Here is a 21,815-nt window from a genome sequence, read left to right as displayed (position 1 = left end):
ATCACAGGATCTCGCCCAGAGCGGAGACCAGGCGGTCGATGTCTTCCTTGGTGTGGATTTCTGTCACACAGTACATGGCGCACTGGCCCAGGGCCGGGAAGTCCTTGGACAGATCCTTGCCGCCGAAGATGCCCTTGTCCAGAAGAGCCTTATTGATCTGCTCCACCGTCTTGCCGGTCTTGGAGAAGTCAACGACAAACTCCTTGAAGAAGGGGGTGGAGAAGCGAATGGAGACATTGTTCAGACCGGCGATTTCCTTGGCAGCGTACTGGGCATTCTGCATGATGGTCTCGCCCACTTCCTGCATGCCCTTGGGGCCCATGGTGGCCAGGTACACGCCGGCGGTGATGCCCCACAGGGCGGACTGGGTGCCCACGTATTCCTTGGCCTTCTCACGCAGGTGGCCGAAGGAGGTGCGGTCATAGGCGACGTCGCCGAAGGCATACTCGCCCGGGGTGTTGGTGCAGCAGATGCCGAACAGGCGGGAGGGGAACTCCAGCACGTACTTGGGGTCGTCCATGGTGGCCATGAAGCCGGACTGGCCGCCGCCATAGTTCATGTGGATGCCCAGAGGCTGCAAATCGCCGCAGACAATGTCCGCGCCATAGGAGCGGGGGACGGAGACGACACCCAGGGAGATGGGATCCACGCCCACTACGCACTGCGCGCCCACGGCATGGGCAGCGTCGGCGATCTGCTGGGCCTGGACTTCCAGAACGCCCAGATAGGAGGGGTTCTCAAAGTAGACGACGCCGGTCTTGTCGGAAAGCTTGCTCTTCAGGTCATTGAGATCCATGCAGCCGGTGGCGTTGTCGATGGCCACGGTCACGAGCTCCAGATCGGGCTCGCAGTAGTTTTTGATGACCGCCAGCTTTTCCGGATCAATGGAGCCGGTCAGCAGCACCTGGGTGCGGTCCGCAACGCGGCAGCCCATGCGGATGGCGGTGGCTGCGGCCTGGGCCCAGTCCATGGTGGGGACGTTGACCACTTCCATGTCCACCAGCTCAGCCATCAGGCTTTCGTACTCAAAGAGGCTCTGGAACCGGCCGAAATCGTTATAGGATTCGCCGCCGTATGCGGTGACGAACTCGCCCTTGCCGTTGACCTCGTCGCAGATGGCGGGCACATAGTGCTGCCAGCAGCCGGCGCCCAAGAAGTTCAGGTTGTCGGCACAGGTCTTGTTCTTCTTCAGCACGCCCTCCACATGGCGGCGCAGCTCATATTCGGAGCCAAAGGCCTCGGGGAGATTCATCTGGTCCTTGAGGATGATCTCATCGGGCACTTCTGCATGGAGCTCCTCCAGGGAATTCAGGCCCAGCTCGCGGAGCATCTCCTGCTCTACTTCCGGAACGGAATTCGGGATGTACGGGTGACTTTTAAAACCTTTCACGCTCATAGCATTCATTTCCTTTCTGTATTGATGGGATTAGGCGATACCGCCGCCGTCCACCACCAGCGCTGCGCCGGTGACCCAGCTGGCCAGGTCGGAGCAGAGGAAGAGCACGCCGTTGGCGATGTCCTCGGGCTGACCGATGCGGGCCAGGGGACGGCCGGAACCGCAGGACTTGAGGAACGCGTCGATGTCGGCGTCGCTCTTGATCTCGCCGGTCTGGCGGCCCTCGCTGACCATCATGGCAGTGACGGTGTCACCGGGGTTGATGGAGTTGACGCGGATGTTGTCCTTGCCGAAGTCAATGGCCATGGCGCGGGTGACGTTGACGATGCCGCCCTTCACCGCGCAGTAAGCAGCAGCCAGGTCGCCGCCCTTGAGGCCCCAGCCGGAGCCGGTGTTGACAATGGAGCCGCCGCCGACCTTCTTCATCTCGGGGATTACGTGCTTGCTCATCAGGAACAGGCCCTTCAGACCCACATCCAAAACAAAGTCCCACTCCTTCTCGGAGAGATCCTCGATGGTTTTGCGGACAGTGACACCGGCGTTGTTGTGCAGGATGTCGATACGGCCGAACTTGTCGACAATAGCCTTGACGGTGGCGATGACGCTCTCTTCATTGGTGACGTCACACTTGAAGAAGGCGGCCTGGCGGCCGGCGTCGCGCAGTTCCTGGGCCTTTTCCTCAGCCTTGTCGCTCACATCCACGATGGCCACTGCAGCGCCATAGGCGGACAGCAACTGGGAAACACCCAGGCCGATTCCGGAACCGCCGCCGGTGATAACGGCGACTTTACCGGTCAGGTTCAGCGGATCTTTTTTCTGTAACATAATTACATCCTCCTCTTTTTCTAAACAAATCAAATTGACAATCGCGCGGTATTCTCAATTCTTTTGTCTGCCGAAGTTTATAAAGCAATTTGCGTGCCACTTTTGTATAGAGAGCAAATAAATCAAAAAAAGTGAAAGAATGAACAAAAAATGAACGACGCTTTTGTGAGACAAGGAGAAAAAAACAGAAAAAATCCATGGCAAAATTTACATTTGACAAAAATGTGACAGCTTTGCATAGACAGATTTGCCAAGCTGGATGACAAATTTGTCAAATGTGAATGCAATGGGCCTTGCATTTTTCAAAATGTCATGGTAAACTCCTCACTATAGAAATAAAGCCAGCTGTTTTTACGAATTTACCAAGTTCTCCGTTGTTTTTTGCTTAATCCAACAAAAAACATGTGTGTTTTCCTTGAAAATGATAGCTGGCAAAATTGGAGCGGCCCAAACCCGAAAGTGGGAGCGGGCGGGAGGGGGCAGCATGGATTTACAGGCGCATTCCACGGAATTGTCACAGGTGCTGCAATTGATCCAGCATTTGTTTGGCATAGAATCTGCCATTTTTGACAACTCGGCCACCCTGGTGGTCAGCAGCAGCAAGTACCTTAAGAAGAAGGGGACCATGGTACATAAGCCTTCCATCCTGGAGGTCATTGAGCAGGATGAGGTCACGGTGTTCACCCCGGGCAACATGCCCTCGTGCATTGGGTGCCGGTTCAACGGAAACTGTCCGGCCACGCTGGAAATCCTCAAGCGGATCATGCTGGCGGACTACCCGGTGGGCGTATTGTCCTTTTCCGCGTTCTCCAAGAGCGACCACGACAGGCTCACCCGGGATATCGAGTTTTTCAAGCAGATCATCTATGATTTTGTGGAGTTGATCTCCAACCTGCTGCGGGGCTCCGACGGGGGCATCAACAGCGGGAACATAGACGGCTATCTCTCCGCATTGACAGAGCTGGTGCCGGATGGCCTGCTGGTGACGGACCGGCAGGGGAACATCCTCAGCATGAATGGGGCGGCACTGGGGATGCTGAGCGGCTCCTGCCTGAAATCCGTCAGGGACTTTCTGCCCGACGAGTTGGTCTCCATGATCCTGGAGGGCAGCCGGGTGGACGACCACAGCGTCACCGTGGACAAGGAGAACTCCTTTTCCGTCAGCGCCGTCCCCATCAAGACCGCGGGGGAGGTGCAGGGCGCGGCGGTCCGGCTGGTGCGCAAATCCGGACGGATACTGGCCAAGGCGAAGATTCCGGAGGCGGACACCATGCAGGGCAGCGGCGTCCACATGAGCAGCATCAAGCGCCGGATGAAAAAGGTGGTCAACAGCCCCTCCTCCGTGTTCATCTCCGGAGAGACGGGGACCGGCAAGGGGCTGCTGGCGAAGTCCATCCATTATGAGAGCGAGCGCAGCGACAAGCCCTTTGTGACCATCAGCTGCGCCAACATCCCGGAATCCCTTTTCGAAAGCGAGCTGTTCGGATATGAGGCGGGCGCCTTTACCGGGGCGCTGAAGTCCGGCAAGCGGGGCAAGCTGGAGATGGCCGAGGGGGGTACGCTGTTTCTGGATGAAATCAGCGAGATGCCCATGAACATGCAGGCGAAGCTTTTGAATGTGCTCCAGGATTACCGCTTTGAGCGGGTCGGCGGCACCAATACCGTCCGGGTCAACGCCAGGATCATCTCAGCCTCCAACGCGGATATGAACCAGCGGATTGCGGAGAACCGCTTCCGTGCGGACCTTTTTTACCGGCTGAATGTCATCAATATCGAAATGCTTCCCCTGCGGGAGCGGATGGAGGACATGCCGGAGCTGCTGAGCGCCTTTTTGGCCAAGTTCAACCAGCGGCTCAACTCCCATGTGGCCTCCTTCAGCCAGGAGGTGCTGGATCTCTTCTACCGCTACAGCTGGCCGGGCAATATCCGGCAGCTGGAGAACATTGTGGAGTACTGCGTGAATATGGCGGAGGGGGCCACGGTGAAGGTGGAAGACCTGCCGGCCTATTTCCTCCGGGAGGTCAGCAATCAGCAGACGCCCACCCTCAAGGGGATGGAGAGCGCCACCATCCGGGAGATGCTGGACCACTACGGCTGGGATATGAAGGGCAAGAGCCGCACCGCCGAAGCGCTGGGGATCAGCCTGCGAACACTGTATCGGAAGATGGATCAGGCCCATTTTTCAGATAAATGACCGAAAGAAGGAGACGTACAAATGGAACCCAATGAACTGAAGCAAGAGCCTTTCAAGGCGGAGATCGAACTGGAGGACTTTCAGAAGTTAGACTTCCGGGTCTGCCAGGTGGTGGCCTGCGAGGAGGTGGTTAAGAGCCGCAACTTCCTGAAACTCACCGTCAACGACGGCCAGGGAGAGCGGACCATCATGTCCACCATCCGCTCCTACTATAAGCCCGAGGAGCTGGTGGGCAAGAAGATCGTTGTGCTGGTGAACCTGAAGCCCCACAAGTTCTGCGGCGTGGTCAGCGAGGGAATGCTGATCGCCGTGGACATGCCGGAGCAGGACGACTGCAAGGTCCTCTTTGCCCACGACGACTGCCCCGTGGGCCAGAGCGTCAGCTGAGCTGCCGGGCACGGAATCGACCGCAGAGAAAAGAGACGAGGTACGGAGTTTCCGTACCTCGCCTCTTTTTATGTTTCTCAACTGAAAAGATGTATCATGTTGACCAGCAGGATGGGCATCAGGCAGGCGGGCACCAGGTTCATGACTTTGATGCGGGTGAGGCCCAGCATGTTGAGGGAGAGGGCCACGATGAGGATGGAGCCCACGCAGGTCATCTCCGTGATGATCTCCGCCGTAAGCAGGGGGGAGAGGAAGGAGGCCAGCAGGGCGATGGTCCCCTGGTAGAGGAAAACCGCAAAGGCGGAAAAGACGACGCCCACGCCAAGGGAGGAGGCAAACAGGATGGAGCCCACGCCGTCCAGCAGGGCTTTGGCAAACAGCGTGGAGTGGTCACCGGTGAGCCCATCCTCCAGGGCGCCCACAATGGCCATGGCGCCCACGCAGAAGAGGAGGCAGGAGGTGACAAACCCCTCCGAGACGTTGACGGTGCCGCTGCCCTTCAGGAGGCCGGACACCTTCTTCTGAAGCCAGTCCCCGAGGCCCTGCATCCTGGCGTCCAGGTCCAGCAGCTCGCCGATCACGGCGCCGATGACCATGGACAGGATGGCCACCAGGGTGTTCTCCCCCTCTAACATCCCGTCCACACCGATGTAGAACACACACAGCGACAGGCCCTTCATGATGATCTCTTGGAGCCGGTCGCCAAGGGTCAGCTGCCCGGATGCGCTTTTTTCGCCGGGAAGGCCCGCCAGGTGCCGCAGGACCAACCCGACCGACGCGCCCACCATGATGGCAAGGGCGTTGACAGCAGAACCAATCAACATTGCGCTTCTCTCTCTTTCACCAAATCTGTTACCACACGGGAGGCCAGCATCAGCCCTGCACAGGCCGGGACCCAGGGCGTGCTGGCGGGGACGCTGCGCCGCCCCGGCGGCGGAGCCTCCAACTGCTGTGTTGGGGCGGGTTCCTCCGGGCTGAAGACCACGTTTAAATGCTCGATTCCCCGGCTGCGCAGCTCACGGCGCATAACCCGGGCCAGCGGACAGCCGTATGTCTTGGATAGGTCGGCGATCCGGAGGAGGGAAGGGTCCAGCTTGTTGCCGGTGCCCAGGGCACTGAGTATGGGGATATGGAGGCGCCGGGCGGTCTCGATCAGGTCTATCTTGCAGGAGACCAGGTCGATGGCGTCCACGATGTAGTCGTAGCGGCAGCCCTCCGGAAAGAACTCCGCCCGGTGGGCCGCGTCGTAGGTGGCGCAGACCGGATGGAGCAATGCCTCCGGATGGATGTCCCGGGCCCTGGCGGCAATGGCCTCGGCCTTGCTCTGCCCCAGGGTGGAGTGGAGTGCCTCCAGTTGGCGGTTCAGGTTGGTGGCGGCCACGGTGTCGCTGTCCACCAGGGTCAGCTCCCCCACACCGGCGCGGACCAGGGCCTCCACAGCGTAGCTGCCCACGCCGCCCAGGCCGAAGACGATGACGTGGGAGGCGGCAAGCCGCTCCTGGCCCGATCTTCCCCAGATCATTTCATTTCGTAAAAACTGTCCGTCCATAATCCCTCATAAAAGAGCCGGCTTTGCATGAACAAAGCCGGCTCTTTGAATCAACCAACGTATTGCAGACCTAACTTTGAGGTGGTGGCCTCATAGCCGGAGGTGACTTCCTCATACCACGTGTTGTAGTCCTGGGTGCGCAGGGCGTTTTCCACCTGCACCTGCCAGTAGGGATCGTCCTGACCCACGAAATACATGATGTGATAGCCGTAGTCGGTTTCCACGATGCCGGTGTCGCCCTTCTGGCGGCTTTCGTCGAAGCACCAGTCGTTGAAGGAGGCGACCATCTGACCCTTGTAGACCTGCTCATACAGGCCTCCGTTGGTGTTGGAGCCGGGGTCGGCGGACTGCTCATTGGCCAGTTCGGCAAAGGAGTCCTCGGTGGCCGCGCCGTCTTTCCAAGCCTGGTACAGGCTATCCGCCTGGCTCTTGGCCTGCGCTTTCAGGCGGGCCACATCGTCGTCGTACCCCTCGTCGGTCTCAGCCAGCTGGGAGGCTTCGGTCTGGATCAGGATGTGGCGGACATCCACAGTGTTGTAGTCATAGCGGCTGCGGGTGTGGAAGAGCACCACATAGTAGCCCGTGTCTGCCTCCAAAACAGTGACGTCGCCCGCTTTGCGGGAGGTGTCGAACAGCCACTCCTGAGCAGCCGCGGGAGCGGAGGAGTAAGTGGCTTCCTCTGCGAAATTGTAGCTCAGATCCTCGTTTGCAGCGGACTGGGCCTCCAGGGTCTCGCCGGACTGGAAGCTGGAGAGCACGCCCTCGGCGGTGGTCTTGGCTTCCGCCATGGCGGCCGCGGTCATCTCGTCGGTGACCTCCACGTCGTTTCCGTCCGCGTCCTTGGTGGGCACGGAGCCGCTGACAAAGATACTCTCGTAGTTCACCACGTCGTAGTCCTGCCTGTTGGCCTCATATTCGGCCTTCAGGTCGTCCAGGGTGTAGGAGAGCTGGTTGTTTTGATAGTCGCTGGAGAATTCGGAGGCAATGATGGCCAGACGGACCTGCTTTTTGTAGAGATCCAGGGTCATCTTCTCACCGTACATGGCCTGCAGATAGGTTTCGGCTGTGTAGGAGGTATTGTTGTTGGTGTTGAACTCCTCCACAAAGGAGGCCAGGTCATCCAGGTTGGTCTTTATCTGTTCGTCCAGATCATCCACCGTAAACCCTTCCGCCTCGGCCTTGTCCGCCAGGGCGTGGACGGAGGACATGGTGGCCAGGCCCTGATCCACGAAATACTCATGCCAAGTCTGCCCTTCGCTGAAGGCGGACTGCTGGGCCTTCAAAGACTGGGTGGGGTCGAGGCCGATATAGGAGATATAGTCGCCGTACTGGTTGAGAAAGCTGTTATAGGCGTTGACGTAGTAATAGTTGACTTCCTCGGCCTTGTATTTTTCGCCGTGGATGGTGGCGGCGGAGACGGTATTTTGCAGCACGCCGGACTTGACGACAACAACGATCAAAGCCACAACCACAAAGAGCACACCGATGGCGGCATACATGATGTTGGTCCGTCTTTCCTGTTTGAGGCTCTCCGCCTCCCGGGCGGTGCGGGGATCGCTGAAACCGGTGCCCTCCTGGCCCTGCCGGTTTTTCTTCTCTCGTGAAGCGCTCATTTCATTCAATCCTCTCAATATTATTGCAAACTTAACTTTGTTAAAATACAAAATGCAGTTGTTATTATACTGGATACCGGCGCATTCTGCAAGTCCTAATTATAGGCCGCTTTGTTGAAATGTGCCTGAAACGAATCAAAAGGGGGCCGGCCAACTGGCCGGCCCCCCTGATTTTTGCTTGAACAAAGCCCCGCTGCGGCCGTGCAGACCCCGCTATAACCTGCACCTTTACCGGCAGGTGGGTTGCCTCCAGCCTGGTTCACTGCTTCCAACTTCCGGCCGCAGACAGCAGCCGGGAGGCCTGCAATCCGCAGACTGATCTGGCATCCCTAATAACGAAATGTGGGTTATAAAAATGATCTGACACGCACCGCGCAGGGCAACTTTAAGATAGCACGTTTTCCATCAACATGCAATCAGTTTTTGGAGAAAAGACGACCGGTTTTTCAGGAATCTTCTTCCTCATCTTCCAGGAGCTGTTCCATAAACAGCTCATAAACACGGTCCAATTCCTCGTCGTCATCCAGGGTGGAAAGCAGCTCCTCGCCGTTTTCCAGTACGGATTTTAAAATGACAAGACCGTAGTCCTCTGCGTTTTCCACCTGCTCCGGGTCCTGCTCATCCTCTACCACGGGGAAAAAGGCCATATAGGTCTGTCCGTTATGCTCCAGTGCGTCTACATACTCCAGTTCGATTTCATTGCCGTCTTCGTCCGTCAGGGTGATGAAATTGGGGCCAAACTCCTCGCTCATGGGTTGATCCTCCTTCATAAAGGTAAAGGTAGTGTATCCCGTTTGGCGGCAAAAAGCAAGCCGAAGATTTGAAAATTGGACAGGTGCAAAGCAGGGTGCCCGGCCAGCCGATCAATATGCTTCCATGCCATTTGGTAAAGCCGCTGGAATGGATTCCAGTAACATTGATCAGATCAGGAATACAGAAAAAGCTGCGTCTGGGAAAAACCTGGAACTTTTTCCTGCAAAAATGCGTCAATTTAGAAGTTGACACCCGTGTTATAATAAAATTTATCTTGGAGTTTTTTACTCCATGGAATTTTGGAAGAAAGGGAGGTGCCCTGTCATGGACCATGAACATCAGGAGCGTCAGCCGGCCCAGCGCCGCAGACGCCGCAGAAAACAGAGCACCGGAAAACGGATTGCGAAGATCATCGGTACACTGATGCTGGTCTTTGTCCTGACCTGCTGCTTTTTTGCAGGGATTTTTATGACCTATGTGAATACCACGCTGTCCAAGGAGGCATCCCTGGATATGAGTGAATTCACCAGCAACCAGACCTCTTTTATTTATTATATGGACAAGGATACCGGCCAGTGGGAGGAACTGCAGACCCTGAAGAGCGAGGTCAACCGCATCGAGGTGACCATCGACCAGATTCCCCAGAATCTGCAGGATGCCTGCGTCGCCATTGAGGACGCCCGCTTCTACACCCACAAAGGCGTGGACTGGAAGCGGACTGCCGGCGCGGTGGTCAACATGTTTTTCGGTATGCGGAATACCTTTGGCGGCTCCACCATCACCCAGCAGCTGATCAAGAACCTGACCGGTGACAAGGAGGGGACCGTCAAGCGCAAGGTGACGGAGATTTTCCGGGCGCTGGACCTGGAGAAGCGGTACGAGAAGAGAGAAATTCTGGAGATGTACCTCAATGAAATCTTCCTGGGATACAACTGCTACGGCGTGCAGTCCGCCTCCCAGTACTACTTCGGCAAGGACGTATCCCAGCTGTCCCTTGCGGAGTGCGCCAGCCTGATCGGCATCACCAACAACCCCTGGGTATACGACCCCCTGCGCAATGAAAAGAGCCTGGCCAACAACCAGAGCCGCAAGGAGACCATCCTCTCCGAGATGCTGGATCAGGGCTACATCACCCAGGAGGAGTACGACGGCGCCATGGCGGAGAAGGTGGTTTTCACCGAGGACGCCACGGAGCCGGAGGATGACTCCGACAGCGTGGAGTATAACTCCTACTTTGTGGACCAGGTGATCCGGGACGTGTCCGCGGACCTTGCGGAAAAGCTGGATATTTCCGAAAAGGCGGCCCGGCACCAGCTCTACTACAACGGCTATAAGATCTACACCACCATCGACCCGGAGATTCAGTCCATTGCCGAGTCTGTGTTCGAGGACCGCGCCAACGCGGACTACACCTCCCGGAAGGGCCAGCCGCTCCACTCCGGCATCACCATTGTGGAACCCTCCACCGGCAATGTAGTGGCCATGGTGGGCGACATCGGGAAGAAAGAGGGCGACCTGGTGTGGAACTGGTCCACCACGGTGCGCCAGTGCGGCTCCTCCATCAAGCCCATCGCCACCTATGCACCGGCTCTGGACTCCGGCGTCATCACCATGGCCTCGGTCCTTGACAACTCTCCGGTGCAGCTGCTCAACGGCAAGCCCTGGCCCAAGAACTCCAACGGGACCTACTCCGGGCTGATGACGCTGAGCGCCGCCGTGGCCGGCTCCGTCAACGCCGTGGCGGTCCGGGTCAACCAGATGTTGGGCGTTTCCAACTCCTACTCCTTCCTGGAGAACAACCTGGGCATCACCACGCTGGTGGACGACGACCTGAATCTGTCGGCCCTTGGCCTTGGCGGACTGACCTACGGCGTCACCACGGAGCAGATGGCCGCTGCCTTTGCCTCCTTTGCAAATGACGGCGTTTACAACAAGCCCAGGCTGTATGTGGAGGTCCGGGATTCCTCGGACGAGCTGGTCCTGGAAAATCCCCAGGAGTCCCAGGTGGCCATGAAGGAGACCACGGCCTACTTCATGAACAAGCTGCTCAAGGGCGTCATCTCCGGCGGAACCGGCGGAGGCGCCTACTTCCCCGGGATGACCATTGCCGGTAAGACCGGTACCACCTCCGACAACTACGACCGGTATTTCGTGGGCTACACGCCCTATTACAGCGCCGCCGTCTGGTGCGGCTACAAGGAGAATGAGAAGATCATCTCCAGCGTCAACCCCTCGGCGGCCCTGTGGCGCAAGGTCATGAGCAAGGTCCATGAGGGCCTTTCCAACAAGGACTTCTCCAAGCCCAGCAGCGGTCTGGTGACGGTACAGGTCTGCAGGGACAGCGGTCTTTTGGCCACGGACGCCTGTGCCCACGACATCCGGGGCGAGAGCCGGATCCAGTCGGTGGAGGTGGCAAAGGGAACCGAGCCGACGGAGACCTGCAACCTCCACACGGAAATCCAGTACTGCACGGAGGGGAAATGCATTGCCGGCGAGTACTGCCCGGAGGATACGGTGACCACCGTGTCGGTCCTGGACTACACCCGGGACAGCTTCGGCGCTTCCGTGGCGGACACCCCCTACCTGCTGGGCACGCTGGAAGCTGCCGCGGAGGCGGCCAAGACTGCCTCGGGCACCCCCTGCACCGTCCACACCACGGCTCCGGAGCCGCCGCCCCCGGAAGAGGGCGGTGAAGGCGGCGGAGATCCAAGCGGAAGCGGCGGCGAGGGGGAGGACCCCAACGGCGGAAGCAGCTCCGGCGGGAATACGGATGAACCGGGGGGCGGAGGAGACAACTGGTTTGACGAGTTCTGGGGACCCTCAGAACCCTCCGAACCCACTCAGTGACAGTCTAATTCCATTGTTATCAAAAAAGAGGAGGCTCAAGGCCTCCTCTTTTTCATCGCCTGAATCATTTTGTGACGCACGCCGGTTCAGCGCGGCAGCCGGATGCGCGTCACAAGAGACGTTTTTTATTTCCACAAATGCAGCCAGCCGGAATCCTGAAGCTGCTTGAGCAGCAGCAGCAAAAACGGGAAGAAGATCATCCCCGCAAGGCCCAGGGAGCGGTAGCCCAAATACATGGCCGCCAGGGCGGCGATAGGGGGCAGCCCGGCCTGGGAGGCCATGAGCTTTGGCTCCATAAAGCTGTGGACCAGAAGGATTACCGCGTAGAGTGCCAGCAGCCCAATGCCCCGGGGAACGGCGCCGCTTAAAAAGCAGAATATCCCCCACGGCAGCAGCACCGTGCCCACGCCCAAGATGGGCAGGGCGTCGATCACCGCCGTCAGCACGGCCATCAGCAGCGCATAGTCCACGCCCAACAGCAAAAAGCCGGCCAGCAGCTGTACGAAGGTCAGGAGGATCAGCGTGCACTCTGCCCGCAGCCAGCGGCTCAGCGTGACCAGCACGCTCTTTTTCACGCCCCGGGCCGAAGGCCGCCACCGGTCGGGCAGCTGGCGTACGATGAAGGCGCGGATTTGCGGGTAGCGGCTGGTGGTGTAGAAGACGGCCAATACGGTGGTCACCAGGAACAGGATCAGGTCAGGCAGCTTTTCCGCGCAGGCGGAGAGAAGGTCCAGCAGCTCCTGAGATAATTGGGTGGCAGCCTGCGGCGCCTGGCTTGCCACCGCATCCGGCAGGGTGCGCAGCCAGTTCTGCATCGCCTCCGGGCAGGCCGCGCAAAACCGCTCCAATTTTTGTTCCCATCCGGCCAGCACATTTGGGAGCGGCGCCATCAGGGTGGGAAGCTGCTGCAAAAAGCCATAGGCTTCTTCCGCCAGAGTGGTGAACCCCCGGATCAACAGGAAAAGCGCCAGCCCCAGCAGAAGGAGCGTCAAGCTGGCGGAGGAAAACCCCCGCTGAAAGCCAAAGCGCCGGCGCAGCCACTCCACCGCCGGCTCCAGGCAGGCGGCAATGGCCAGTGCCAGCACAAACGGCAGCATCCAGGGGATAAAATAGCGGAAGCCCAGGTAAAAGAGGGCGATCCCGGCAGACGCGCATCCGACCCACATCAAAAAAGAAATCTGACGGTTCATAAAGGCCCCCTCTCCGGTTTATAGATTTCCTGGGAAAGAAACTGTCGAAATTTGGATAAAATTTTGCTTGCCCATTGCGGACAGATGTGTTATGATGATGAACATTCAAAGACAAATGCCTATAGGAGGTGGACATCGTGAGCATCCAGATCAAGTACTACCTGGTGGCGGCGGACGCGCTGCCTGAAATTTTCATCAAGGTGGCCGAGGCCAAGCGCATGATGCAGACAGGGGAGGCGGACACGGTGGGCGCTGCTACCCGACAGGTGGGTATCAGCCGCAGCGCGTTTTACAAGTACAAGGACGCGGTGCAGCCCTTCAATGACATGAAGGCAGGGCGGATCATCACCTTTTATGCCATGCTGAAGGACAACACGGGCGTGCTGTCCAGCGTCCTGTCTATTTTTGCCAACTCGGGAGCAAATATACTGACCATCAATCAGAGCATTCCCACCAACGGATGCGCCGCCGTGACCATCTCCGCGGAGACCTCGGACATGGAGGAGACGCTGGAGGCGCTGATCGCGGAGGTCTCCTCCGCGCCCGGAGTGGTGAAATTTGAAATTCTGGCCGGATAACCGGATAAGGAGAGAGCGGAAATGATTCAGATCGCGATTATGGGATTTGGCACGGTGGGCGGCGGTGTGGCCGAGGTGCTTTCCCGCAACGGCATGCAGATTGCCCAAAAGTTAGGGGAGGAGGTGTCCCTCAAGACCATATTGGTGCGCCACTTTAAGGATGGCCCCTACCGTCCGCGGATGACCGACGACTTTGCAAGGATTGAAAATGACCCGGACCTCTCTGTGGTGGTGGAGACCATCGGCGGCGTGGACGCGGCCTATGAGTATACCCGCCGGGCCCTGGAGGCGGGAAAGCACGTGGTCACCGCCAACAAGCAGCTGGTGGCCGAACGGGGTGCGGAGCTTTTGAAACTGGCCAAAGAGAAAAATGTGAACTATCTCTTTGAGGCCAGCGTGGGCGGCGGCATTCCCATTCTGCGCCCTCTGTGCCAGTGCATGGCCGCCAACCAGATCGAGGAGGTCTACGGCATCCTCAACGGGACCACCAACTACATCCTTACCCGCATGGTCCGCACCGGCGCCTTTTTCACCGACGCGCTGCGGGAGGCCCAGGCCAAGGGCTACGCAGAGGCGGACCCCACCGCCGACATCGAGGGCATCGACGCCGGGCGGAAGACCTGCATCCTGGCGGATTTGGCCTTTGGCCAGCAGGTCCTGCCGGAGAGCGTGCCCATGGAGGGCATCTCCCGGCTTTCGCTGCGGGATGTGAAGGTGGCGGAGCGGGCCGGGTACCGGATCAAGCTCCTTGGCCGCGCCATGCGATTGCCCGACGGCAGCCGAACCGCCTATGTGGCGCCTCATCTGATTCCTGAGGACGCGCCCATCGCCACGGTGGAGGACGTGTTCAACGCCATCGTGGTCAAGGGCAACGCCACTGGCGAGGTAATGTTCTACGGCCGGGGCGCGGGCGCCCTGCCCACGGCCTCCGCCGTGGTGGCCGATGTGATCGACGCGCTGCAGCATCGGGAGAAGCGGAAGGAGATCGGCTGGTCTGACAACAGCGCCGGCTTTGTGGGGCCGGAGACGCTGCCCATGCGCTTTTACTTCCGCATCGACGGCAGCCTGACCGACGCCGCCCTGGCCTTCGGCCAGGTGGAGGTGCTGTCGGAGGACGGCGAAACCGCGTTTCTGACCGAGCCCATCCCCGGCAACGAAGCGGCCAACCGGGCAAGGAATCTGAACGTTCTGTCCAAATTCCGGGTGCTTGACACCTGAGCTGCCGGATACAACTATAATGGTATGAAACCGACCCAGCGGTGAGTACTTGTAAAGAGGGGAAAACAATGAGTTTAATTGTCCAGAAATTCGGGGGCAGTTCCGTCCGGGACACCCAACGGATTTTTCATGTTGCCGAAATCATCGCGGAGACCTACAAGGCCGGCAATGATGTGATCGTTGTGCTGTCTGCCCAGGGCGACACCACCGACGAGCTGATCGGCAAGGCCAATGAGATCAATCCTCACGCCTCCAAGCGGGAGATGGATATGCTGCTGTCCACCGGAGAGCAGATTTCCGTTGCCCTGTGCGCCATGGCCCTGGAGAAAATCGGCGTGCCGGCGGTCTCTTTGGCCGCGTGGCAGGTGGGGATTCAGAGCAACAGCGTCCACAGCGACGCACGGATCAAACGGATTGACGAAGAGCGCGTCCGGGGCGAGCTGAACCAGCGCAAGGTGGTTTTGGTGGCCGGGTTCCAGGCAGTGAACAAAAACGGCGACGTCACCACTTTAGGCCGGGGCGGCAGCGACACCAGCGCCGTGGCTCTGGCGGCGTCGTTCCAGGCAGACCTGTGCCAGATCTACACCGACGTGGATGGGATCTACACCTGTGATCCCAGGATTGTGCCCAATGCCCGGAAATTGGAGGCCATTACTTACGACGAGATGCTGGAGTTGGCGTCCCAGGGGGCCCAGGTGCTGCACAACCGCAGCGTGGAACTGGCCAAGAAGTACCATGTGAATCTGGAGGTCCTCTCCAGCTTGGAAAAGAAGCCGGGCACAAAAGTCAAGGAGGTCGTCAAAATGGAAAAAACCAATATCGCCGGTGTGGCGAAGGATACAAGCGTGGCCCGGGTGGCGCTGGTGGGCCTGCAGCACAACCCCGGCGTGGCCTTCCAGGTCTTCTCCCTTTTGGGCAAGGCCAACATCAATGTGGACGTCATCATCCAGTCCATCGGCCGGGGTGACACCAAGGACATCAGCTTCACGGTTCACAAAAAGGACCTGGAGGACGCCCAGCAGGTGCTGGAGGACAACAAGGATGTGCTGAAGTTTGACCACGTGGCGGTGGATGACAAGATCGGCAAGGTGTCCATTGTGGGAGCGGGCATGATGTCCAATGCCGGCGTGGCCGCCAAAATGTTCGAGGCGCTCTACGAGGCGGGCATCAACATCCAGATGATCAACACCTCGGAAATCCGGGTCTCCGTGCTGATCGACGAGAACGATGTGGACCGCGCCGTCCGCGCTGTCCATGCCAAGTTCTTCGACGAGCCCTGAGCGGCTGGCACACTGATCATAAAAAATGCTTCACAGCCGGTTTTATCCGGTTGTGAAGCATTTTATTTTGTAGGAAAAGCCGTGGATTTGTACTCCGATTCGGCGACAGCCGTTACTCCACTTAGCGGCGGGACATGACTTGGCCGCTGCTCCTATGAATTATATTCGTCTATTTCCGCTTGCTGGAGCTGGTCATACTCCCTGCATACATCGTCTATGGCAGCGCCTTGGCAGAGCTCGACGCACAGCTCTTTGATGGTATTCCATGTATTAAAGGAGAGATGGAAGTCCTGATTTGGGATTTGTCCGCCCTGTGCCACACAGCCAACCAATGGGTCGGCCTGCGGCAGCGTAGCGGCCACATTGCCCCGGGCAGAGGAGATTTTACCCAAATTGGAGGCAATCCCATTCAGCGTTTCGACGGTGCACAGGGATTCCACCACACTCAATGCCTCTTTCAGGTGCTCGGAATTGGGGTTTACCGCCAGACGCTGATCCGCGCCTACTACGCAGATTGCACCGTCATCCAGTACGGGCAGCGCCGTCATCTCCATTTCGAAGTGGTAACTGTCTAAAAACGCCTTGGATCGGCAGAGGGAACTGATAAAGGCGCAATTTCCATCTGCAAAGAGGCTGGACTCCTCTTCGCTGCCCGGCAGGGTGTTGAGAGCCTGATCTACATCCAGATATCCTTTATCAATCATTGTCTGCAGAAATGCAAACCCCGCCCGCATGTAGCTGCTGACAGCTGTCTCACCCGAGGAGAGGGCCGACAGGCGTTCTTTTACATCCGGGGACTGATACAAGGGCGCAAACCCGGCGCACATGGCCGGCACGCTGAGGCCATAATCCATATTGGCCCCATAGGGAAGGATCCCATTTTGCTTGAGTGACTCGCATACGGCCCAAAATTCCTCCAGGTTTGTGGGAATTTCCAAATGATACTGATGCAGCAGATCCACATTCCAGATGAGCCCGAAGCAGGAGTAAGAAAGAGGGACGGAGAACACCTTTCCCCGGTAAATGCTCTGCTGAAGCGCATCCTCCGACAGGTTGCTGACATTCGGGAGTTGGGACAGATCGTAAATATAGCCACGCTGGTCAAACTCCAGCACATCTTCCGCCGGAATGATGTATAGGTCGTCCGCCTGGCCGCTTTCCAGCCGCTTCAGCAGCAGTTCACGATAAGAAAGCCCGTCCTCGGCATAAAAGCTGGCATCGTCACTATACAAAATGATATTACTGACGTCGTTCTCCATTTTATCACAGCAATTCTGGATGGCATCCGAGGTGTTGGTCCCCTGGCAGAATAGCGTGATTACAACGTCCGGAACTTGTTTGTCTATGTAGATATCAGGTTCGCTGGGGGTTCCCGCGCAGCCGGTGCAGACCAGCAGGCCCATAAGCCCTGCGGACAGTTTACGCAGGCAGTTCATTGTTCGTGTCATTATGAATGACCTCCATCCTCATTTTTCCAAAACCGCCGGATCGTATCAAACAGGATGGAAAAATCGATGGGTTTTGCAATGTGCGCATCCATCCCGGCGGCCTTGCATCGCTGGATATCCTCGTCAAAAGTGTCGGCAGTCATGGCGATGATGGGAACTTGTCCCTTTTCTGGAAGCTCCCGGATTTCCCGGGCAGCGGTGTATCCATCGACAAGCGGCATATGGATATCCAAAAAAATCATTCCATAATATCCAGCATCATGACGCTCCACCTGCTGGACTGCCATCAGGCCATTTTCGACACTTTCCACCTCGATCCCACTGCCGCGCAGGATCTCCTCGGCGATCTCCCGGTTCAGCGCGTTGTCCTCTGCAAGAAGGACCCGCAGCCCCGTTATGTGATGTGACCGAACCGCGCTGCGCATTTCACGCCGCGGCGCATCCGGTGAGTCCGGCATGTGGCACCGTAGCATCCGGAGCAGTTCCGTACGGAAGATCGGCTTGGTGAGGAAGCCGTCGATTCCCGCCTCAATCGCTTCCTGCTCCGCCTCCTCCCAGTCATAAGCGGACAACAGGATGATAGGTGACTGGGAAGGATTGTTCATACGGATTTGCCGGGCTGCTTCAATCCCGTCCATCCCCGGCATTTTCCAGTCTATAACAACTGCATAGTATATGCGGCCGCTTAAACGAGCCTGTTCCGCGGCATCTACAGCCTCTTGCCCGCTGTACACACAGTCAACCTGCATCCCCAGCTCTTCCATCATTGTGCGCATGCCTGAGCAGATGGCCGGGTCGTCGTCCGCTACCAGAACGGTGCGGCCCTTCAGATCCGGTGCGATGTATCCCTGCTTTTCCGACAATTGGAACGGCAGAGTGACCGTGAAGCAAGAACCATGCCCCACCTCACTGTCCACCTGAATGGTGCCGCCCATCATATCCACAATATTTTTTGTGATGGCCATTCCCAGGCCAGTGCCTATAATTTTGCTGACGCGGCCGTCTTCCGCCCGCTCAAAAGGGGTAAAAATCCGGCTTAGGAACTCAGGGTTTATGCCGATCCCATTGTCCGCTACCTGGAAGACAACCTCAATCCGCCCGTCGTCCACAGGCTGCTCCTGGATATTCAATTGGATCTCCCCATCGTCCGGAGTGTACTTTACCGCGTTGGAGAGGAGATTCAACAGGATCTTTTGGAGGTGCAGCGTATCGCCTATGACGGTGTCATGCTCGAGAACAGCAGAACTGATCTGAAGGGTATGGCCTTTTTTGGTCAGCTCCGGTTTGATCAGCAGCAGTACTCCGGAGATCAGCTCCGGCAAGTTGACAGCCTCCCGCTTCAAATTGATTTTCCCGCTCTCAATACGGGACATGTCCAGGATTTGATTAATGAGTGAGAGCAGATGGTCGGAAGCCACCTTTATTTTTGCAAGACAATTCTCTACCTTGGCTGTATTTTGCAAATTGGACTGGGCAATGGCAACCATACCCACGATCCCGTTCATGGGCGTGCGCAGGTCGTGTGACACGGAGGAGAAGAAAGCGGTCTTGGCCTGATTGCTCTCCTGAGACTGCCGCAGGGCCTCGGCCAGATCGTCCCGCATATGGTGCTCGCTGGTGGTCTCATGCAGGACTGCCAGATATTGCCCTGTCTCTACCGGAATCAGATGGACTTCAATCCAGCGCTGTAAATTGTTGTCCGCGCCGACCTGGTATTCCTTTCGGATATTACCATGCAGTTCCCCGTGGAAAAACGCGTTCCAGCCCTCATCGCTGACGGGAATCCCACACCGTTCGGCCAGCAGCTCGGGATGCTCTGCCACCTGGATTGAATCCAGGTCAAAAAGGACACGGACATTGTCGGAGACCAGCTCCACCCGCTGTTTGTCCGGAGAAAACAGAAGAAAGGCAAAATCCACATTGGCGGAAATGGTCTGAAAAAGCTGTTCCCGGTATATGCGGCTTTTCTCCTGGTTCTTCATGGACTGGCGGCCCAGTACCAGTATGGTGATCAAAATCAACGCCACAAGCAAAACGATCAGCGTGATTTCAATCATCTGCATGATTGTGGAGCTCTCCTGCTGGAGCAGGCTCTGGGATACAATTGAGATGAGATACCAGCCGTATGTGTTGTCCATCGGAAGGAAGCAGAGGCGGCTTGGCTCACCGTTGAATGCTATTCCGATGGTTCCGGCTTTTCCCTCCTGCATCAGTTTCTCCAATGCCTGCTGAACGTCCGGATGGTTTCCGTGTTTCTCCAGAAGCTGATACACGTCGTCAGCATCCGTACCTGCCCCCTCGATCATCCAGCTGCCGTTGTCGCTGCGCACCATGTAAGCATGCCCGGAACTGCCGTTGAAGGTAAACAGGGCGGATTCATTGTATCGGGTAAGCGTCTTATCCGCGTAAAGAGCACCGATCTGCCGGTTATCCAGATAAATTGGGATTTGGAATGTGATTTGAAGCCGCCCGCTGCTGCCCATATAGGCGTCGGAGTAACCGTATGCTCCAGCGGACAGCGCGGTTTCTTCAAACGGGAGCTCCGAGGCATCCACGCTCGCTCCAGTGCTGTCAAACCCGCTCCCCGTCATATCCACATAAGAGAAGCGGTAAAATTGAGTAGACGCGGCAAAATCGGCCAAAACCTCCGCTGGGTTTTGAAACTCACGGCTTTTTGAATACAGCCCGGCAAAGGTCTCTAAAAGCTGTTCGTCGGTTTGCAGCTCATGGTTCAAACTGCTTTCGATCATCCGGGTGGAATTGAGCAGCGTCTCGTTTGCGCTCTGGTTCATTTTTTGGCTGATTTCATTGAGCAGGGCCGTCATAAATGCTCCGGCAACCAGCAGAAGACCCACCACTCCCGCAATAAAAATGATTGACTGTCTTTTATATTTCATCTTTTTCACCTGAACGTTTCGCAATTGCGGATTCTCTCTCTGCCCGCACTGCAGTATTTACAGGACTGGCTGTTCCCATGACCTGCAATTAAAATGACATCTTGGAGAAGAAAACGGTGTAATCCCAGTGAACCTGGATATAAACCACATATTTTTATACCAAATGCTTGCAAACAAAACATTTTTACATTGCTGTATTCCCATAGATTACCATAGATTGTGAGACAAATCCACTTTTTTTAAGAATAAGTCTCACTGCGGCGGCCTGGAAGAAAAATATACGGACTCCATATCAGCCTGATTGAAGAACAAGGCCGTACTTGAACCGGTTTGGTTTTCCCCTGTTCTCTTTTTCCCAAATGCGCATAAGGATAGGACGAGGTGATCCGAATTGAAACAGGTTTCGTTCTACCGGTTCTGCATCGGCTTTCTGGCCGCAATTTTTTTGGGCGTGATCTTTGCCTGCCTGCAGTCCAACTGGCCCTGCTGGCTGACCAACCTGTTCGCGCCTGTTTGCGGCAGCCCTTGGGAACAGAGTAAGCTGGCGTTCTGGCCTATTTTGGGCGGAATCGCCATTGCCAAAGTGTCCACGAAGGAACAGGGCGGAGGAGAGCTGCCCATGCTGGTGCTGACGCCGATTGCACTGAGCCTTGCGCTGTGGATGACCCAGTCCCGCGGCAATTATTTCCTGCTTCTTTGGGTGGCGGCCCTGGCGGCGGGATGGGCCCTGTCCGGCCGCGGCTGCAAGGGGAGGCATGTGTGGCTGCTCCTTGCAGTGGCAATGGCGGCCGCCTATGTGCTCTTCACGTTCCTGCCGCCCATGATGGGCCCGTTTTTGGACCCAAGCGATGTGGCGGCCATGGCCACAATCCCCTGCTAAAAAAGGAGGCTTCCGGTCGGAAGCCTCCTTTTTTATTCTGCGGCGCCGCCAAACCGGGCCTGGTCCCGCTGGATCTGCTTTTGATAGCGGTCCTCCTCAGAGAAGATGCAGCCGCAGTATTTCTGCATATAGAGACCCAGTTCCCGGGCCTTGGACTGGCCCTGGCGAAAGCCGGGCCGGAAATCCCGGTAGAGAAAGCGAACGCCATATCGCTCCGCCAGTTCTCCGGCCGCGGCGGCGATGCGCTCGTGCTGCTGATAGGGGGAGATGAGCAGCGTGGTGGTGAAGGCGGAAAAGCCGTGCTCCGATGCGTAACGGGCCGTTTCCTCCATGCGGCAGGTGTAGCACCAGGCACAGCGGTGGGGGATGTCCTCCGCCACATGGGCCACAAAGTCCCGCAGGCCGTACTCCTCCCGGACGATCAGGTCCATGCCGACGGAGGAGGCGTAGTCCGTCAGGGTGTCCCGCCGGGCCTTATATTCCTGCCAGGGATGGATGTTGGGGTTGTACCAAAACCCAGTGGGTTCCATGCCCTCCTGCCGCAGAGAGTCGATGCAGAAGACGGAGCACGGAGCACAGCAGCAGTGCAATAGGATGGTTTCCATATCAGTGCCTCGATTCGTGAAGAGATAATCGGTTAGTCCGGGCAGCCCATGACGGGCGAAAGCAATCGCTTCCGGCGGCGCCGCAGCAACCCAGACCCGTGGACGGGGAGTGTCCGCATACGTATATAAATTATTATAGCACGGTTCGTCCGGCT

At 57.5% G+C, this 21,815-nt stretch carries 17 protein-coding genes and 1 other RNA gene; 7 read left to right on the top strand and 11 right to left on the bottom strand.

What is annotated here, in order from left to right; all coding sequences use genetic code 11:
* Window position 1: 1 nt before the first annotated feature.
* Window positions 2–1,396, bottom strand: coding sequence for an aminomethyl-transferring glycine dehydrogenase subunit GcvPA (gene gcvPA, locus H8790_RS07735; RefSeq protein WP_187331976.1), 1,395 nt, complete (start codon window positions 1,394–1,396; stop codon window positions 2–4).
* Window positions 1,397–1,426: 30 nt separating this feature from the next.
* Window positions 1,427–2,221, bottom strand: a complete 795-nt coding sequence (locus H8790_RS07730) for an SDR family NAD(P)-dependent oxidoreductase (protein ID WP_187331975.1) — start codon at window positions 2,219–2,221, stop codon at window positions 1,427–1,429.
* Between the two features lie 484 nt (window positions 2,222–2,705).
* Here H8790_RS07730 and H8790_RS07725 point away from each other — a divergent pair, with 484 nt between their 5' ends.
* Both H8790_RS07725 and metG read left to right on the top strand, forming a co-directional pair.
* The gene (locus tag H8790_RS07725; RefSeq protein ID WP_187331974.1) at window positions 2,706–4,415 is read left to right on the top strand and encodes a sigma-54 interaction domain-containing protein; all 1,710 of its coding nucleotides are present in this window, start codon (window positions 2,706–2,708) and stop codon (window positions 4,413–4,415) included.
* 21 nt (window positions 4,416–4,436) lie between these two features.
* Window positions 4,437–4,802, top strand: coding sequence for a methionine--tRNA ligase subunit beta (metG, locus tag H8790_RS07720; protein WP_187331973.1), 366 nt, complete (start codon window positions 4,437–4,439; stop codon window positions 4,800–4,802).
* Between the two features lie 77 nt (window positions 4,803–4,879).
* Here metG and H8790_RS07715 read toward each other — a convergent pair whose 3' ends face one another.
* The 5 genes from H8790_RS07715 to H8790_RS07695 form a co-directional block, all read right to left on the bottom strand.
* A complete protein-coding gene (locus H8790_RS07715; RefSeq protein WP_207724181.1) occupies window positions 4,880–5,626 on the bottom strand; it encodes a DUF554 domain-containing protein in 747 nt (248 codons plus the stop codon).
* Entirely contained in the window at window positions 5,620–6,351 is a 732-nt protein-coding gene (locus H8790_RS07710) for a tRNA threonylcarbamoyladenosine dehydratase (protein WP_187331972.1), read from the bottom strand. Before H8790_RS07710 ends, H8790_RS07715 begins: the two co-directional genes overlap by 7 nt.
* A 50-nt stretch (window positions 6,352–6,401) precedes the next feature.
* Window positions 6,402–7,964 (bottom strand): peptidylprolyl isomerase, encoded by a 1,563-nt coding sequence (locus H8790_RS07705; protein WP_187331971.1) that lies wholly within the window; start codon window positions 7,962–7,964, stop codon window positions 6,402–6,404.
* Between the two features lie 183 nt (window positions 7,965–8,147).
* Window positions 8,148–8,348: non-coding RNA, 6S RNA (gene ssrS / locus H8790_RS07700), on the bottom strand.
* 62 nt (window positions 8,349–8,410) lie between these two features.
* Entirely contained in the window at window positions 8,411–8,716 is a 306-nt protein-coding gene (locus H8790_RS07695) for a DUF1292 domain-containing protein (RefSeq protein WP_187331970.1), read from the bottom strand.
* Between the two features lie 325 nt (window positions 8,717–9,041).
* Here H8790_RS07695 and H8790_RS07690 point away from each other — a divergent pair, with 325 nt between their 5' ends.
* Window positions 9,042–11,564 carry a transglycosylase domain-containing protein gene (locus tag H8790_RS07690; protein ID WP_187331969.1) on the top strand — a complete coding sequence of 841 codons (2,523 nt, stop codon included), beginning with the start codon at window positions 9,042–9,044 and terminating at the stop codon, window positions 11,562–11,564.
* Between the two features lie 125 nt (window positions 11,565–11,689).
* Here the strand turns inward: H8790_RS07690 and ytvI are convergent, their stop codons facing one another.
* Complete coding sequence (gene ytvI, locus H8790_RS07685; RefSeq protein WP_187331968.1) at window positions 11,690–12,754, bottom strand: sporulation integral membrane protein YtvI; 1,065 nt, start codon at window positions 12,752–12,754, stop codon at window positions 11,690–11,692.
* A gap of 137 nt (window positions 12,755–12,891) precedes the next feature.
* On the opposite strand from ytvI, the gene H8790_RS07680 reads away from it, so the two are divergent.
* The 3 genes from H8790_RS07680 (at window position 12,892) to H8790_RS07670 (ending at window position 15,830) form a co-directional block, all read left to right on the top strand.
* Complete coding sequence (locus H8790_RS07680; protein WP_187331967.1) at window positions 12,892–13,332, top strand: ACT domain-containing protein; 441 nt, start codon at window positions 12,892–12,894, stop codon at window positions 13,330–13,332.
* A 21-nt stretch (window positions 13,333–13,353) separates the two neighbouring features.
* Window positions 13,354–14,550, top strand: coding sequence for a homoserine dehydrogenase (locus H8790_RS07675; protein ID WP_187331966.1), 1,197 nt, complete (start codon window positions 13,354–13,356; stop codon window positions 14,548–14,550).
* A gap of 68 nt (window positions 14,551–14,618) precedes the next feature.
* The gene (locus H8790_RS07670) at window positions 14,619–15,830 is read left to right on the top strand and encodes an aspartate kinase (RefSeq protein WP_187331965.1); all 1,212 of its coding nucleotides are present in this window, start codon (window positions 14,619–14,621) and stop codon (window positions 15,828–15,830) included.
* Between the two features lie 152 nt (window positions 15,831–15,982).
* Here H8790_RS07670 and H8790_RS07665 read toward each other — a convergent pair whose 3' ends face one another.
* Together H8790_RS07665 and H8790_RS07660 are read right to left on the bottom strand one after the other, a co-directional pair.
* The gene (locus H8790_RS07665) at window positions 15,983–17,278 is read right to left on the bottom strand and encodes an ABC transporter substrate-binding protein (RefSeq protein ID WP_243208453.1); all 1,296 of its coding nucleotides are present in this window, start codon (window positions 17,276–17,278) and stop codon (window positions 15,983–15,985) included.
* The gene (locus H8790_RS07660; protein ID WP_187331964.1) at window positions 17,278–20,175 is read right to left on the bottom strand and encodes a hybrid sensor histidine kinase/response regulator; all 2,898 of its coding nucleotides are present in this window, start codon (window positions 20,173–20,175) and stop codon (window positions 17,278–17,280) included. Before H8790_RS07660 ends, H8790_RS07665 begins: the two co-directional genes overlap by 1 nt.
* Window positions 20,176–20,566: 391 nt before the next feature.
* Here H8790_RS07660 and H8790_RS07655 point away from each other — a divergent pair, with 391 nt between their 5' ends.
* Window positions 20,567–21,055: a hypothetical protein gene (locus H8790_RS07655; RefSeq protein ID WP_187331963.1), complete on the top strand. Its 489-nt coding sequence runs from the start codon at window positions 20,567–20,569 to the stop codon at window positions 21,053–21,055.
* 32 nt (window positions 21,056–21,087) lie between these two features.
* Here H8790_RS07655 and H8790_RS07650 read toward each other — a convergent pair whose 3' ends face one another.
* Complete coding sequence (locus tag H8790_RS07650; RefSeq protein ID WP_187331962.1) at window positions 21,088–21,660, bottom strand: epoxyqueuosine reductase QueH; 573 nt, start codon at window positions 21,658–21,660, stop codon at window positions 21,088–21,090.
* Between the last annotated feature and the right edge of the window lie 155 nt (window positions 21,661–21,815).

Source organism: Oscillibacter hominis, assembly GCF_014334055.1.
Taxonomy (GTDB): Bacteria; Bacillota; Clostridia; order Oscillospirales; family Oscillospiraceae; genus Oscillibacter; species Oscillibacter hominis.
This window is presented reverse-complemented; position numbering and strand designations above follow the sequence as displayed.